Here is a 16,049-nt window from a genome sequence, read left to right as displayed (position 1 = left end):
CGATGTATCAGCAAGGAGGCAAGATGGCGCTGTGTTTGACTATCACTAGTTATCACAAGATTACCCCTGGGCAGTGCCCCGAGAAGTCTATGGATCAGGGCGTGATGGCTATCGGCCGCAGTTCAGAGAATGACTGGGTATTGCCTGACCCGGAACGTCTCGTCTCCTCCCAACATTGCGTTATTCAATACAAAGATGGTCGTTATTACTTAACTGATAACAGTACCAACGGTGTGGAACTGGTAAACGCCGGTATTCGTTTGCGCAGGGGTAATAGCGAGCCGCTGCAAGATGGTGAGCTGATCCGCATTGGCGATTACGAAATCCAGGCGCGTATCGACTTCAACGTGCAGGCGGTTGGCAGCCAGCCGTTTGCCGGTGATTCGCCGAACAGCTTTGAAGCGCTGATGGGCGCCGTGGCGAGCCCGCCCGGGCCAACGCCGATGATCGCACCGCAGTTCCACGGCGCCTCGTCGATGGAAACCTTGCCCGACCTGTTCGACTTCCTCAGCCCCACCGCCGTGCCGCCGCCCACCGTGGCCGACCATGTGCCATCCGAGCAACACGATTTCCGCCCGCCGGCGCCGGTTGCTGTGCCTGCGCCCGAGCCTGAAAAAGCTCAGGTGCAAGGCTCGGTTATTCCCGAAGACTGGGACCTGTTTGGCGACGCGCCCGCGCCGGTCGTCAATACTGCACCGCCTGCTGTCCCTATTGCCCCGCCGCCACCTGTGGTCGAGCCTGTTGCGCTCCCCGTGGCCGGCGCCGAGCCACAACCCGATCTGTTGCAAGCCTTCCTGCGCGGTGCCGGCCTTGACCAGCTACGCCTGGATAAAGCCGACGCCTGCGCCCAGATGGAACGCATTGGCCGCAGCTACCGGCTGATGGTCGAGGGCCTGATTGACGTATTGCGCGCCCGGGCCAGCCTCAAGGGCGAGTTCCGTATGCAGCAGACGATGATCCGTCCTGCCGAAAACAACCCGTTGAAATTCGCCCCGAATGCCGATGAAGCCTTACTGCTGTTGCTTCGTCACGGCAACCAGGCGTTTATGGCGCCGGACGTTGCGGTGCGTGACAGCTTCGACGACTTGCGCGCCCACCAATTGGCGGTGATGGCCGGGGTGGAAGCGGCGATCAAGCACCTGCTCATGCGCTTTGAACCGGCGCAGTTGGAAGAGCGCATGGGCAAGCCCGGTGGCCTTTCGAGTATTTTCAACGGCTCGCGTCAGGCCCAGTACTGGCAGCAGTTCACCGAGCTCTACAGCAATATTTCCCGCGAGGCCCAGGAGGATTTCCAGGACCTGTTCGGCCGCGAATTCAGTCGGGCCTACGAAGAACACAGCGCACGACAGCGACGCTAAAAACGCGTTGTACGAATGGATAAAACGGATAGCTAAGTACGTCATTGAGGACGCAGGATGATTCCCAGGTTTTTACTCGCAGCCGCTACCGCGCTGCTGCTGACGGCGTGTGCCAACGACGCGGTCAAACCCGAAGCGGTTGCCGGCGCGCAAGCCACCACCACCGCCGTCGAGCTGCACTTTCACGCCATTGCCGGGCTTAACCCCGGCGCCAACGGCCAGGCCGCGCCGGTGCGGGTGCGCATTTTCGAACTGAAAAACGCCGCGACCTTTTCCCGCTCCGATTACTTCGCCCTGGCTGATCGTGCGCAATCCACCCTCGGCCTGGACCTGCTGGACCAGGATGAAGTGATGGTGCAACCCGGCCAGCAACTGAGCATCCAGCGCGACCTTGACCCGGCCACGCGCCAGATCGGCGTGCTGGTGGGCTATCGCGAGCTGGACCGTGCGCAATGGCGCACGGTCATCAACGTGCCGCCGCGCCAATCCAGTGCATACCAGATCAGCCTCGATGTGCGTGCCGTGCGCGCCGATGTCGTGGCTCCCCCATCCAGCCCTGCCCAATAACAAGCAATCGGAGCCCCCATGTCCTGGAACAATCGCGTGGTCTGGTCGGAAGGCATGTTCATCGGAACGCAGCACTTCCAGCAGCATGACCGTTACCTGGAAAACCTGATCGACGCCCGCAGCCGACCGTTGTCGGCAGGAGCCTGGGGCTTTTCCGAATTGCTGATCGACCAGGGCCTGCTGGCCCAGGGCAAGCTGGCGATTGTGTCGGCCCGTGGCCTGTTGCCGGACGGCACGCCGTTCAATATCCCCCAGGATGACCTGGCGCCGAGCCCGTTGAATATCGACGACAATCTGCGCGATGGCCTGGTGTACCTGGCCCTGCCGCTCAAGCGTGCCGGGGCCCGTGACACGGTGGACGAGGGCGAGGCCCTGGAAGCCGCGCGCTACGTGAGCCAGGTGCGTGAAGTGCGCGACGACAACGCCCCGTTCGAAAACCGTGCACCGGTGGCCGTGGGATCGCGGGCGTTGCGCCTGTTGACGGCGCAGGACGGCATCAGCGACTACGCCGCCATCGGCCTGGTACGCATCAAGGAAAAACGCGCCGACCGTGCCTTGGTGCTGGATGACACCTATATCCCGCCGGTGCTGGATGTGGCCGCAAGCAAACCGTTGACGGCTTTTCGCAGCGAACTGCTCGGCCTGTTGCACCAGCGTGGCGAAGCCCTGGCCGGCCGCGTTGTGGCTTCCGGCGCTGGCGGCGCCTCGGAGATTGCCGACTTCATGCTGTTGCAACTGGTCAATCGCGCCCAGCCGCTGATCCAGCATTTCAACCAGTTGAGCCCGCTGCACCCGGAACGCTTCTTCAGTGAACTGGTGAGCCTGGCCGGTGAGTTTTCCACCTTTTCAACTTCAGGTCGGCGCCCCCAGGAATACCCGCAATACCAGCACGACGACCTGGCCCTGAGCTTCAGCCCCGTGATGGCGGCCCTGCGTGAGGCGCTGTCGATGCTGATCGACAGCAAGGCCACGCCAATCCCGATTGTGGAGAAAGCCTACGGCATCCACGTGGCCATGTTGGCCGACAAGACCTTGCTCGACAACGCCAGTTTCATCCTTGTGGTGCGTGCCGATGTGCCTGGCGAAACCCTGCGTGCGCGCTTCGGCCAGCAAAGCAAGGTCGGCTCGGTGGAGCACATCCGCGACATGGTCAACCTGCAACTGCCGGGCATTGGCCTGCTGCCGTTGCCGGTAGCGCCGCGCCAACTGCCGTACCACGCCGGCAGCACCTATTACGAACTGGACCGGGGCAGCGAGCACTGGCAGCAGTTGAGCAATTCCGGCGGTTTTGCCTTCCATATCGCCGGGCAGTTCCCGGGCTTGAACCTGGCCTTCTGGGCGATCCGAGGATAATCCGCGATGCATCCCAATGATGATGACCGCACCCAGTTCATGCCGCGCCCCGGGGGCCGTGCGCCAGAACCTGCACGTGCAGAGCCGGCACCTTTGTCGATGCCGGCCGCGCCGATCCTCACCGGCAAGAGCCAGGGCCTGAACCCGCTGGAAAGCGCCGCTGGCCCGCTGTTGGCACTGTTGACGCGGCTGCGCAACACCATCGCCCACCCGGCGCCGGCCAGCCTGCGTGCGCAGTTGCTGGCCTACCTGCGCCAGTTCGAAGAGCGCGCCGAAGCCGCCGGCGTAGCGCGCAATGAAGTGCTGCTGGCCCGTTACGCGCTGTGCACTGCATTGGACGAAGCGGTATTGAGTACGCCGTGGGGCAGCACCAGTGACTGGGGCAAACAAAGCCTGCTGATCACCGTGCACAACGAAGCCTGGGGCGGCGAAAAGGTCTTCCAGTTGCTCGACCATTGCCTGCAAAGCCCACGGGAACGCCTGTACCTGCTGGAGCTGCTGTACCTGTGCATGTGCCTGGGTTTCGAAGGCCGCTACCGCGTGATGACCGATGGGCGCAGCCAATTGGAAGCCTTGCGCGAGCGCACCGCCGCAGCGATTCGCAGTGCCCGTGGCGAACACGAGCGTGAGCTGTCGCCGCACTGGCGCGGCGTGACCGTGGCCCGTGACCGCCTGGCGCAATTCATGCCGCCGTGGATCGCCATAGCGATTGGCCTGGCGCTATTGCTGGCGTTGCTGTTCGGCCTGCGCATGAAGCTGGCCTCGGATGCCGAGCCGGTATTCAAGAATATCCATGCCCTGGGCGAGATCCCGGTGCAGGCCATCGACCGTCCGGTGGCGCAACCGAAAGTCATCGAGCGGCCGCGCCTGGCCGGCTTCCTGGCCGAAGACATCAAGGCCGGTCGCGTGGCCGTGGAAGACAAGGTGGACCGCTCAGTGGTGACCATTCGTGGCGATGAGCTGTTCGCGTCCGCCAGCTCCAGCATCGTCGATGACTACCAGCCGCTGATGCTGCGTATCGCTGACGCCATTCGCAAGGTCAAGGGCCAGGTACGCGTCACCGGCCACAGCGACAATCGCCCGATTGCCACGTTGCGCTTTCCGTCGAACTGGGCGCTGTCCGAAGCCCGGGCCAAGTCGGTGCTGGAGATCCTCGCGGCCAAGACCGGCCAGGCTGAGCGCTTCAGTGCCGAAGGCCGCAGCGACACCGAGCCGTTGGCCAGCAACAGTACTGCCGAAGGCCGTGCCCGCAATCGTCGGGTTGAAATCACCGTATTGGCGGAGGGCGTCGAGTGAAGGCGTTTTTCAGTTTCATGATTCGCTGGGTGATCCCCGTGCTGGGCCTGATTGCCCTGAGCCTGATCATCTGGTTTGTCGGGCCGTTGCTCGATGTGCTGATGCCCGAAGGGCGCCGTTGGGCGCTGATCGTCCTGGTATTTGCGCTGTGGGTCGCTTACCGCGTGTTCCGTATTATCCAGGCCCGCCGCCAGGCCGCCGAAGTGATGCGCAGCCTGGCCGCCGAAACCCCGGCCGACCCCAACAGCGTCGCCACTGCCGAAGAATTGTCGACCCTGCGCCAACGCATGGACGAAGCCCTGACGCTGCTGAAAAAAGCCAAGCTTGGTGGCGATGAGCGGCGCAACCTCTACGAGCTGCCGTGGTACGTGATCATCGGCCCGCCGGGTTCGGGCAAGACCACCGCGCTGGTCAATTCCGGGCTGCATTTCCCGCTGGCGGCGCAATTGGGCGCCGGTGCGGTGCGCGGCGTCGGTGGTACGCGCAACTGCGACTGGTGGTTTACCGACCAGGCCGTATTGCTCGACACCGCTGGCCGCTACACCACCCAGGACAGCAACTCCACGGTGGACAAAGCCGCGTGGCTGGGCTTCCTTGACCTGCTGAAAAAGCAGCGCTCGCGCCGGCCTATCGACGGGGCGTTTATCGCCATCAGCCTGTCGGATCTGCTGCTGGGCACCGACGCCGAGCGCGCAGCCCATGCCGCCGCGATTCGCCTGCGCATCCAGGAGTTGTATACGCAGCTGGGCGTGCGTTTCCCGATCTACCTGATGCTCACCAAGCTCGACCTGGTGCCGGGCTTCATGGAGTTCTTCGACAACCTGAGCAAGGAAGAGCGCGCTCAGGTGTGGGGCATGACCTTTGCCCTGGACGACGGCAAGCACAGCGACAGCCCGTTGGCGCACCTGCAAAGTGAATTTGCCGGGCTGGAACAGCGCCTCAATGAACGCTTGGTCGAACGCCTGCAACAGGAGCGCGACCCTGCGCGGCGCGACCTGATCTACGGTTTCCCGCAGCAGTTCGGTGCATTGAAGGACTGCCTGCAAAGCTTCCTCGAAGGCGTGTTCAAACCCAATGCCTTTGAAGAGCGCGTGTTGCTGCGCGGCGTGTACTTCACCAGCGGCACCCAGGAAGGCAGCCCGATTGACCGCTTGATCGGCGCCATGGCCCAGAGCATGAACCTGGACCGCCAGCACCTGGCGCGCCAGAGCGGCACCGGGCGCAGTTACTTCATCGAAAAACTCTTCACCGCCGTGGCCTTCGCCGAGCGTGGCTTGGTGGGGGTGAACCCGAAAGTCGAACGGCGCCGCAAGTGGATCGCCCGTGGCGTACTGGCCGCCACCGTCGCCTTGGTCGTAGTGGTCAGCAGCCTGTGGTGGGTGAGTTATCGCGCCAACCAGGCGTATATCGCCCAGGTTGACCAGAAGGTCGCGCCCCTGGGGCAGACGGTGCAGAACCTGAGCCCGGCACAACGGGAAGTGCTTGCCGTGCTGCCGTTGCTCAATGCAGTCAAGAACCTGGCGGGGGACTCGCCAAGCTGGTCCGAAGGGCTGGGGTTGTATCAGGGCGATATGCTCGAAGCCGAGTCCGCCAGCGTCTATCGCAAGCTGTTGATCGCCGTGTTCGCGCCGCGCCTGGTGACGCGTATCGAAGAGCAACTGCACGGCGGCGGTAACTCTGACTTCCTCTATGAGGGCCTCAAGGCTTACCTGATGCTCGCCGACACCGAGCATTACGACCCGGACTTTATCAAGGCCTGGATCGCTTTGGATTGGGACCGCAACCTGCCCCGTGACCTGCCGGCCGACCAGCGCCAGGCACTGGCCGGGCACTTGCAGGCACTGTTCGAGCGGCACCCGCCGAGTGCCCGCCTGGACCCGCGCCTGATCGATGACCTGCGTCGCCAGTTGCAGCAACTGCCGGTGGCCCAGCGCGTATATGACCGGGTCAAGCGCCAGAAACTGCCGGAAGGCATCCCGGACTTTCGCCTCAACGAAGCCGCCGGGCGTGACGCGGCGTTGGTGTTCAGCCGCAAAAGCGGCAAGCCCTTGGGCGAGCCGCTGAGTGGTTTCTTCACCGCCAAGGGCTATCGCCAGGCGTTCCTGCTGAGCAGCCTGAACCAGACCGGCACCCTGGCCGAGGAGCAGTGGGTACTGGGCCATGAACAGGCCGATCAGCAGAACGTGGTGAGCCTGGCCGCGGATGTGCGCCGCCTGTATTTCCAGGACTACCAGCGCCAGTGGGATGCGTTGCTCGCCGACATCGACTTCGTGCCGATCACCAGCGTGGCCCAGGCCGCCGATGTGCTGCGGGTGATCTCCGGCCCGACCTCGCCGTTGAAAAAGCTGTTGGTGGCGGTGGCCAAGGAAACCGACCTGCAAGCCGAAGAACGCCAATTGGCCGCCAAAGGTGTGCCAGTTGAAGGCGGCGTCGACAAGCTTAAGGAGCGCCTGGGCAGCTTGCTCGGCCAGGAACAACCCACGGCGAATACCCCGGTGGCTGCGGATGATCCAGTGACCGCGCACTTTGCCGAACTCAACAGCATCGTCAGTAAAAACGAAGGTGAGCCGGCGGCCATCGACGGCCTGCTTTCGGATATGAATGCGCTGTATGTGCAGGTCAGCGCCATGGTTGGTGCCAGCGGCGATGCGCTGCTCGGGGAGGCCAAGAACCAGGCGGCGGCCGCGGCCACGCGAGTCAGCCTGAATGCCGAGCGTCAGCCGCCGCTGGTGCAGGGCATGGTCAAGTCGGTGGTCAATTCCACCACCAACAGCATGATGGGCGGGGTGCGCAACCAGCTGAACGCGGCGTGGGTCAGCGAGGTGGTCAACGTGTATCGCCAGTCCCTGGCCGGGCGCTACCCGATGTCGCCGGGCAGTGCGCGGGACGCCACCCTGGATGACTTTGGCCAGTTCTTCGGCGTGGGCGGGGTGATGGATAACTACTTCCGCAAATACCTGCAGCCCTATGTGGACACATCGGCCCAGACCTGGCGCTGGCAGCCGGGCGCGGCGCAGAAGCTTGGGATTGCCCCGGGCGTGCTGCAAACCTTCCAGCGTGCAGCGACTATCCGGGATGCGTTCTTTAGATCCGGGGGCACCCAGCCCATCGTGCGTTTCGAGCTCAAGCCGGTGTCGATGGACCCGACCATCACCCAGTTCCTGCTCGATCTGGACGGCCAGCAATTGAGCTACGACCACGGCCCGAGTCGCCCGGTGGCGATGCAATGGCCTAACCCCGGCAGTATTGGCGTGGTGCGCATTTCCATCATGCCGCCGTCGGCCAGTGGTCGCTCCGGCATCACCCTGGATGGCCCATGGGCCTGGTTCCGCCTGCTGGAGCAATCGGATCTCACCGCCGGCAACTCGCCGGACCGCTTCAACCTGCGCTTGCGGGTCGACGGCGCCAGCATCGCCTACGAATTGCGCGCCAACAGTGCGTTCAACCCGTTCAAGAGCCGGGTACTCAGCGGCTTCAGCCTGCCGGAGCGCCTATGACGACCCTGGGTTTCTACGGCAAGCTGGCCAGCCGCGGGGACTTTGTCAGCCGCGCCTTGCCCCAGAGTTTTATCGGCCCCTGGGACAGCTGGCTGGCGGCGGGGTTGCTCGCCAGCCAGAACAGCCTGTGCGGTGACTGGCTCAAGGTATACCTGGTCAGCCCGTTGTGGCGTTTTGTGCTGGCACCGGGCGTGTGCGGGCCGGATGCGGCGGTGGGGGTGGTGATGCCGAGCATTGACCGGGTCGGGCGGTATTTTCCGTTGACGGTGGTCAGCTTGCTGAATCACGACACCAACCCCGCCTCCCTGGTGGGCGGCCCGGACACTTGGTTCGAGCAGGCCGAAGCGCTATTGCTCGCCACCTTGGACAGCGGCGCCACCTTCGAAAGCTTCAACGCTGGCCTCGATACCCTGGGCGTGCCGGCGACTGAGCCGCGTGCAGTGGACAGCCGTTTCGCCAGCCTGCAACGGGTGGCAGCCAGCGAGCCCCATCAGCGCATGACCGCACTGGCCGAACAGGCGTGCGAGGGCGCGAGCCTTTGGTGGGGCCGGGGTTCGCAGCGTATTGCCCCAGGTTTATTACGGTGCCAGGGTTTGCCTGCCGCCGACGATTTTGCGCAGTTTTTGCTCGGACAAGAAGGTGTGGTGTAGATGGGGGCGACGTACAAATCCGCGAGCAAAAGCCATGTGGGCATGGTTCGCCAAGTCAACGAAGATGCCTGCCTGGAGCTGCCGGAACACCGTCTGTGGGTGGTGGCCGATGGCATGGGCGGGCACGCGGCGGGGGATTATGTCAGCAGCTTGATCGTCGACAGCTTGCGTAACGTGCCGCTGGGCCGCTCCCTCGACGAATACGCGGCGGCGCTGCGCAACGACCTGTTGCGCATCAACACCGCTGTGCGTGAAGAAACCGCCAACCGTGGTGTGACCATGATGGGTAGCACCGTGGTGGTTTTCGCTGCACGCGGCTTGCGCGGGGTGTGCCTGTGGGCCGGCGACAGTCGCCTGTATCGCCTGCGCGACGGTGTGCTGGAAAGCATTTCCCGCGACCACAGCTACGTCCAGGATTTGCAAGACAGCGGCTTGCTCAGTGAAGCCGACGCCCGCACCCATCCACGCTCCAATATCGTCACCCGCGCTGTTGGCGTGGAAGCCCAGTTGGATGTCGCCTCGGTGGACCTGTTGATCGCCCCCGGCGACAGCTACCTGTTGTGCAGCGATGGCCTGAACAAGACCGTCGAAGACCATGAAATCCGCGAGGTGCTCAGCCATGACGCGCCGGATGAAATCGTGCGCAGCCTGGTGCACCTGGGGCTCAATCGCGGCGCACCGGACAACATCACCGCCATTGTCGTGAAGGTCTCGTCATGAACATCGTCATCCCGGGTTATGACATCGAAGGCGAGATCGGCGAAGGCGCCATGGCCAGCGTGTACCTGGCGACCCAGCGTTCGCTGGAGCGCAAGGTGGCGTTGAAGGTGATGGCGGCAGCGCTGGCGGCCGACCCGACGTTCTGCGAACGCTTCCTGCGCGAGGGCAAGACCCTGGCGCGCTTGTCGCACCCGCACACGGTGACCATCCATGACATCGGCAACGTCGGTGAGCTGTATTACATGGCCATGGAATACCTGCCCAACGGCACGCTCAAGGAGCGCATTGCCGCCGGCCTGACGCCGGAGCAGGGCGTGACGCTGATCCGCCAGATTGCCTCGGCGCTGGGTTATGCCCATGCCCAGGGCCTGGTGCACCGCGACGTCAAGCCGGCGAACATCCTGTTCCGCGCCGACGGCACCGCAGTGCTCTCGGACTTTGGCATCGCCAAGTCACTGGACGACCGCACCCAATTCACCCAGGCCGGGTTTGCCGTGGGCACGCCAAGCTACATGAGCCCGGAGCAGGCGCGAGGCCAGGAGATCGATGGTCGTGCCGACCTCTACGCGCTCGGCGTGGTGTTGTACGAAATCCTCGTCGGCAAGCTGCCCTACAGCGGCACCGATGCGCTCTCTACCGCACTGGCGCACCTGACCGAGCCGTTGCCGGAGCTGCCGGTGCACCACGGGCGTTATCAGGGCGTGCTGCGCAAGTTGCTGGCCAAGGACCCGGCGGAGCGCTTCCCGAATGCGGCGGCGTTGCTGGAGGCACTGGATCAACTGCCGGCGGACTCGGCAGAAGCCACCTTGGTGCGGCCGCTGCCGATTCCATTAAGTTTTGACCTGGCGGGCATGACGCCCGTCACCATCGACATTCCGACCGATAAACCACAGCCGCAGCCGATAGTGCGCCAGCCGGTGGTGACGCCGACGCAGCACAACGCCCCGTCCGAGCAGCGTCGTGGGCCAGTGTTGGCGTTGGCCGCCGTGGCGGTGGCGGTTGCCTTGGCCATTGGGGGCGCCAGCTACTGGTGGTTGAGTGGCAGCGATGAACCGGCCCAGCCGCCGGCTGCCGTAGTGCCCAAGGTGACGCCACCCGTGGCGGCCGCCGAAGTAGACGGCGGCCAAAGGCCTTTGCTGATGGCGGGTAAGAAGACCCTGTTCCAGCGCGTGCTCAGCAAGCCCGGCGCCAAGCTTTCAACAGATGCGGGCAGCCCGTCAGGCAAAACCTTGCCGGCGTTCTCGGTGCTCTACGTGTACCAGCGCAAGGACGTCGATGGCAGCCCGTGGGTGCGCGTCGGCGCGGCCACCGATGGCCGCAGCGACGGTTGGCTGCCGGCCTCCCAGGTCAGCGATTGGAAGCAGAGCCTGGTGCTCAAGTTCACCGAGCGCTCCGGTCGGGCGCCGGTGATGTTCCTGCGTCAATCGGCCGAAGTGGAAAAACTGCTGGCCGATCCTGCTGCCGCGAAAAGCGTGTTGGCCAAGGCGCAGAACAACCGTGAAGACAACCAGCAAGTCCTGGCCCTGGAACCCACCGCCAGCGCGGTGCCGCAGGACCAGTTCTACCTGCTGCCGATCTTCGACGCCAAAGAAAGCTTCGATGAAAACGGCCAGCCCGTGCAGTTGCTTAACATCGCCTCCATCGACCCGGGCAGCAGCGCGCAGGCCAAACCGGCCACGCCGCTGATCAGCGCCAACGCCGACGCCTTCCGCACCGCCGTGGTGCTGGTGGTGGACACCACCGTGTCGATGCAGCCTTACATCGACCAGATCCGCGACGTGGTGCATGAGCTGCAAACCCGCATTGCCGAGCGTGGCGAGTTGGACAGCGTCAGCTTCGGCATGGTCGGCTTTCGCAGCAGCATCCAGAAAACCCCGGGGCTGGAATATGTCGCCAAAACCCTGATCAGCCTCGACCAAGGCCGCGACCCGCAGCGTTTTCTGGACATGGCGCGCCAGGTCAAAGCGTCGACGGTGTCCAGCCACTCGTTCAACGAAGATGCGTTTGCCGGCGTGATGCAGGCGGTGGACGGCATGGATTGGTCGGGCTATGGAGGGCGCATCATCCTGCTGGTTACCGACGCGGGCGCGTTGCGTAAGAACGACCCGTTCGCCGCTACCCAGATGAACGAAGCCGAAGTGCGCCAGGCGGCGCTGGGCAAGCAGATCAAGATCTATGCGCTGCACCTGCGCACCGACGCCGGCAAGAAAACCCACGCCGGTGCCGAAAGCCAATACCGCATCCTTACCGCCGACGCCAACCCGCAGATCGGCGACCTCTATACGCCGGTGCCGGGTGGCGATGTGCGCAAACTGGGCGAGCGCGTGGATGAGATCGGCACGGTGTTCGCCAACCTGGTGCATCAGGTGCGCAGTAACACGCCACAACCGGTGCCGCTGCTCGGTTCGGCGCCAAGCCTGGCGGACAAATCCGCCGCGGTCGGTTATGCCATGCACATGGACTTCCTCGGGCGCAAAACCGCCAGCCAGGCGCCGCAACTGGTCAGCGCCTGGACCGCCGACCGCGACCTCACTAACCCGGCGCTGCCGGCGTTCCAGGTGTGCGTGATGCTGACCAAGCTGCAACTCAACGACCTGCAGCAATCGTTGAAGCTGATCGTGGATGCGGCGCGCAAGACCCAAAGCTCACCCAAGGACTTCTTCCAGGAAATTGCCAGCGCCTCGGCCTATATGAGCCGTGACCCCCAAGCCCTGCGCAAGGGCGGCAACCTGGCTGACGGCGGCCTGCTCGGTGAATACCTGGAGGGCTTGCCGTACCGCAGCAAGTCGCTGAACATGACCCAGGATTTGTGGTTGTCGTTGAGCGTGGCCGAGCAGGAAGACTTTATCGACGAGCTGGATTCGAAAATCCGCCTGTATGAAACCTTCCATAACGACGTGGCCAACTGGGTCCGTTTCGGCGATGCCGAACCGGGCGATGCGTTGTACCGCGTGCCGCTGTCGACGCTGCCGTAATGCTGAGCCTGAACGCGGTGCACAAGAGCCGGGGTGTCGGCAGCCAGCGCTATAGCCTGGTGATTGCGGCGCTGCACCTGGGCGCAGGTGAACAACTGGCGATTGTCGGGCCCAGCGGTTGTGGCAAAAGCACCTTGTTGGACCTGCTGGCGCTGGTCTTGGCGCCGGATCAGGCCGGGCAGTTTGACTTCAACCAGCAAGACATCGGCGCGCTGTGGCGTGCCGACCGGCAATCCGACCTGGCTGCATTGCGCAGCCAGCACCTGGGCTATGTGCCGCAAACCGGTGGCTTGTTGGGGTTTCTCGATGTGCGCGGCAATATCGCCTTGTCCCGGCAATTGCTGGGTTTGAAAGACGACGGCAGCGTGGCGCGCCTGGCCGAGCAGTTGCAGATCAGCGACCAGTTGGCCAAGCAGCCGGCGGCCTTGTCGGTGGGCCAGCGCCAGCGTGTGAGCTGTGCCCGGGCCTTGGCCCATGCACCGCAACTGGTGCTGGCGGATGAGCCGACCGCTTCCCTCGACCCGCTCAACGCCGAGCGTGTGATGCAGGCGTTGCTGGCCCAGGCCCGCGAACACCGTACGGCCTGTGTGATCGCCACACACGACGAACCCCTGGCCCGCGCCAGTGGCTTGCAGGTGCGGCGCATCAGTTGCCGTCGCGATCCTGACGGCGGCGTCACTGCGACCCTCGGGGAGGTGTGCTGATGCGCATCGGCCTGATCACATCGCTCGCCTGGCAGGACTACCGCAACGATCGCTGGCTGTCGGCCTGTTCGGTGCTGGCCCTGGTGGCGGTTATCGCGCCGTTGCTGGTGTTGTTCGGCCTGAAATTTGGACTGGTCAGCAGTTTGACCGAACGCTTGGAGACTGACCCCGCCACCCGTGAAATCATCCCGTTGGGGGGTGGTCGATTCAGCGCGGTGTTTATCGAGCAGCTGGGGCAGCGCAGCGATGTGGCGTTTGCCTTGCCGCGTACTCGGCAGATCGCAGCAACCGCCCAGGTGGGCGCGCTGACCCTGGAAATGCTGCCGACCGCCGCGGGTGATCCGTTGTTGGCCGGCTTGCCGATACCCCACGGCCTGGACCAGATCGTGCTGAGCCATACCGCCGCTGAAAAGCTCGCGGCCAGGCCTGGCGACTGGTTGGAAACCAGTTTTGCGCGGCAGGTGGCCGGGCAGGTCCAAGCCCAGCACACGCGGTTGCAGGTGTTAGCCGTGTTGCCGTTGGAAGTGTTCGCCCGTGACGGCTTGTTTGCCGACTTGGGCCTGTTGGAAGCGGCGGAAGATTACCGCGATGGTCGTGCAGTAGCGGCGTTGGGCTGGGCGGGTGATGCGGTGGGGGTGAGCGAGCAGCGGGTGTACCCGGCGTTTCGCTTGTATGCGCGCAGCCTCGCGGATGTAGAGCCGTTGCGGGTGTTCTTCACCGGGCAAAATCTGCTGGTGTCGACCCAGGCGAACACCATCGCCCAGGTGCAGTCGTTGAGTCGCAACCTGTCGATTGTGTTCTGGATCATCGCCGGGCTGGCCCTGGCCGGGGCGTTCGCGGCGATCTTCGCCGCAACCCTGGCGGCGGTGGTGCGCAAGCGCCGGGAATTATCGGTGTTGCGTCTGCTGGGGTTTTCCACCGGGGCGCTGTTGTTGTTTGTGTTGTTGCAGGCGCTGTACAGCGCGGGCTTTGCCGCCGTGCTCAGTGGTGGGCTGTATGGCTTGGCCGAGGCCGCGCTGAATAAGCTTTTCGTGCAGGTGCCGGGCGAATACGCCAGCCACCTGTTGGCGCGTCATTACGGCCTGGCCCTGGCTGCTGTGTTCGGCGTCAGCGCCGTGGCGGCGGCCTGTGGTGGTTGGCGGGTGGCGCGTATCCAGGCTTCTGAGGGAATCAGAGATGTATAAGTTATTGGGCGCCTGTGTGGCGCTGAGCCTGGCCTCGCTGGCCTGGGCGGATGAGGCAAGCGACAAGCTCGACAACCCCAAGCCGTTGCCCGATGACGTCAGCCTGCCGCTGCCCTGCGACGGCAACATGGTGTTCCGCTACGCCTATGTGTTGGCCCAGGGCACCCTGGATGACCGCGAAATCAGCCTCGGCTACCCGTTCGCCGAAGGCGAGGCGGGTTATCAGCAGTCGTTTATTTCCGGTTACCGCCGCGACTTCATCAATGGCCAGTTCACCCTCAAGGACTTGCCCAAGGACTGGAATAAAGTCATCGCGCCGCTGATGCCGAAGACCGACGCCAAGACCCCGCTCAAGCCCATGCTGTACTTCATCGGCAAGTACGAGGTGACCGCACGCCAGTACGCCCAGGTGATGGCCCAGGCGCAGTCCCTGGCCAGCGGCGAGCCGGCCCCGGCCTGTGACGCGCCTGCCGGTATGGCCGGGCGTTTGCCCAAGGTGAAACTGTCGCGCTTTGAAGCCGAGCGCTTTTCGGCGGTGTACAGCGCCTGGCTGATGAAATACCACCGTGAATTGCTGCCGGTGAGTGGGCGCGGTTCGTCGGCCGAAGATGGCGGCCTGGGCTTTGTGCGCCTGCCCACCGAAGTGGAGTGGGAATACGCCGCACGCGGTGGCCAGGCGGTCAGCCGCCAGGACCTGGAAGGGCGCCTGTATCCACGCCGCGCCGAGGGCAGCGAAAGCGATGGTCCGTTGGCCGACTACGCAGTGTTCAACCAGGTGGCCGGCGGCACGGGTCAGGCAGCACGGCTGATGCCTATCGGCACCAAGTTGCCCAACCCCATCGGCCTGTTTGACGTGATTGGCAACGCTGCGGAAATGGTCCAGGAATCCTTCCAGCTGGTGCATGCCGGCCGGCGCCAGGGCACCTATGGTGGCTTTGTGGTCAAGGGCGGCAACTACCTGGAAGGCGAGGGCACGCTGTTTACCGGCATGCGCCGAGAGTATCCGTTGTTCGCCGCCGACGGCACCGAACAAAGCAACGAGACCACCGGTTTTCGCGTAGCGATTGGCGCGTTGTCGGCGCCGCGCTCGCGCTACAAGGAATTGTTCGCCCAATGGCAGAAGGAAGGCCGTTTGGCCTCACTGACCGACGCCATCGACGATGCCCAGGACCCGACCAAGCGCCTGGACAGCATCATCGCCGCCAGCGTCGACCCCAAACTGCAAGCCGAGCTTGGCCTGGTCAACGAAGAACTCAAGCGCAACGTTTCGCTGATCGCCCAGCAACGCGAAGAAGCGGCGGGCAACCTGATCCAGTCGGCGGCGTTGGTGGCCGAGACCATCAGCAACTACAACATCCGTCTGGCCAACCTGCAAAAGAGTCGTCAGCAGGCCGTGGACAGCAAGGACGAGGCCAGCGCGCAGCTGTTCGCCACGGCCATTACCAATGGACGCAGCGCCCTCGACGGCGCGGTGGCGATCTATATCGACAACCTGGCCACCGGCACGCGCTATACCGATGCAGTGATCCAGGCGCAGTTTCAACGAATCAAGGAAGAGTTGGATCGCAAGCCAGTGCTCGGCAAGAGCCTGGTGACGCGCGCGACACTGTTCGTTCGCCATGTCGGCAACTACCGCAAGCAACAGCGGGCCGACCCGGCAACGATCTTGAAGGAATTGCTCGCAGCGAGCGGTCAGCGGTCTTGATCGTTGGCTGTCTAGCGAGCTTGGAAAGGACTCAGGCGGC

Annotated in this window: 11 protein-coding genes; all 11 read left to right on the top strand. The window is 64.1% G+C overall.

Translation table 11 applies throughout. The features are described 5' to 3' along the window. The first annotated feature begins 23 nt into the window (after nt 1-23). The 11 genes from tagH to TU73_RS06080 are packed head-to-tail and all read left to right on the top strand — an operon-like array spanning nt 24 to nt 16,009. Nucleotides 24-1,358 (top strand): type VI secretion system-associated FHA domain protein TagH, encoded by a 1,335-nt coding sequence (gene tagH / locus TU73_RS06130; RefSeq protein ID WP_057011453.1) that lies wholly within the window; start codon nt 24-26, stop codon nt 1,356-1,358. A gap of 57 nt (nt 1,359-1,415) precedes the next feature. Next, nucleotides 1,416-1,925 carry a type VI secretion system lipoprotein TssJ gene (gene tssJ / locus TU73_RS06125; protein ID WP_057011452.1) on the top strand — a complete coding sequence of 170 codons (510 nt, stop codon included), beginning with the start codon at nt 1,416-1,418 and terminating at the stop codon, nt 1,923-1,925. 18 nt (nt 1,926-1,943) lie between these two features. Further along, nucleotides 1,944-3,278, top strand: a complete 1,335-nt coding sequence (gene tssK / locus TU73_RS06120) for a type VI secretion system baseplate subunit TssK (RefSeq protein ID WP_057011451.1) — start codon at nt 1,944-1,946, stop codon at nt 3,276-3,278. 6 nt (nt 3,279-3,284) lie between these two features. After that, on the top strand, nt 3,285-4,574 hold the full coding sequence (locus tag TU73_RS06115) for a DotU family type VI secretion system protein (protein WP_057011450.1): 1,290 nt from the start codon (nt 3,285-3,287) through the stop codon (nt 4,572-4,574). Further along, nucleotides 4,571-8,071 (top strand): type VI secretion system membrane subunit TssM, encoded by a 3,501-nt coding sequence (tssM, locus tag TU73_RS06110; protein ID WP_057011449.1) that lies wholly within the window; start codon nt 4,571-4,573, stop codon nt 8,069-8,071. The genes TU73_RS06115 and tssM overlap by 4 nt, the downstream gene beginning before the upstream one ends. After that, nucleotides 8,068-8,721 (top strand): type VI secretion system-associated protein TagF, encoded by a 654-nt coding sequence (gene tagF, locus TU73_RS06105; RefSeq protein ID WP_057011448.1) that lies wholly within the window; start codon nt 8,068-8,070, stop codon nt 8,719-8,721. Before tssM ends, tagF begins: the two co-directional genes overlap by 4 nt. Then, the gene (locus TU73_RS06100; protein ID WP_057011447.1) at nt 8,722-9,441 is read left to right on the top strand and encodes a PP2C family protein-serine/threonine phosphatase; all 720 of its coding nucleotides are present in this window, start codon (nt 8,722-8,724) and stop codon (nt 9,439-9,441) included. Next, on the top strand, nt 9,438-12,416 hold the full coding sequence (locus tag TU73_RS06095) for a serine/threonine-protein kinase (RefSeq protein ID WP_057011446.1): 2,979 nt from the start codon (nt 9,438-9,440) through the stop codon (nt 12,414-12,416). Before TU73_RS06100 ends, TU73_RS06095 begins: the two co-directional genes overlap by 4 nt. Continuing rightward, nucleotides 12,416-13,120, top strand: coding sequence for an ABC transporter ATP-binding protein (locus TU73_RS06090; RefSeq protein ID WP_057011445.1), 705 nt, complete (start codon nt 12,416-12,418; stop codon nt 13,118-13,120). The genes TU73_RS06095 and TU73_RS06090 overlap by 1 nt, the downstream gene beginning before the upstream one ends. After that, complete coding sequence (locus tag TU73_RS06085; RefSeq protein ID WP_057011444.1) at nt 13,120-14,304, top strand: FtsX-like permease family protein; 1,185 nt, start codon at nt 13,120-13,122, stop codon at nt 14,302-14,304. Before TU73_RS06090 ends, TU73_RS06085 begins: the two co-directional genes overlap by 1 nt. Further along, complete coding sequence (locus TU73_RS06080; protein ID WP_057011443.1) at nt 14,297-16,009, top strand: formylglycine-generating enzyme family protein; 1,713 nt, start codon at nt 14,297-14,299, stop codon at nt 16,007-16,009. Before TU73_RS06085 ends, TU73_RS06080 begins: the two co-directional genes overlap by 8 nt. Nucleotides 16,010-16,049: the final 40 nt, after the last annotated feature.

This window comes from Pseudomonas libanensis (assembly GCF_001439685.1).
GTDB lineage: Bacteria > Pseudomonadota > Gammaproteobacteria > Pseudomonadales > Pseudomonadaceae > Aquipseudomonas > Aquipseudomonas libanensis.
This window is presented reverse-complemented; position numbering and strand designations above follow the sequence as displayed.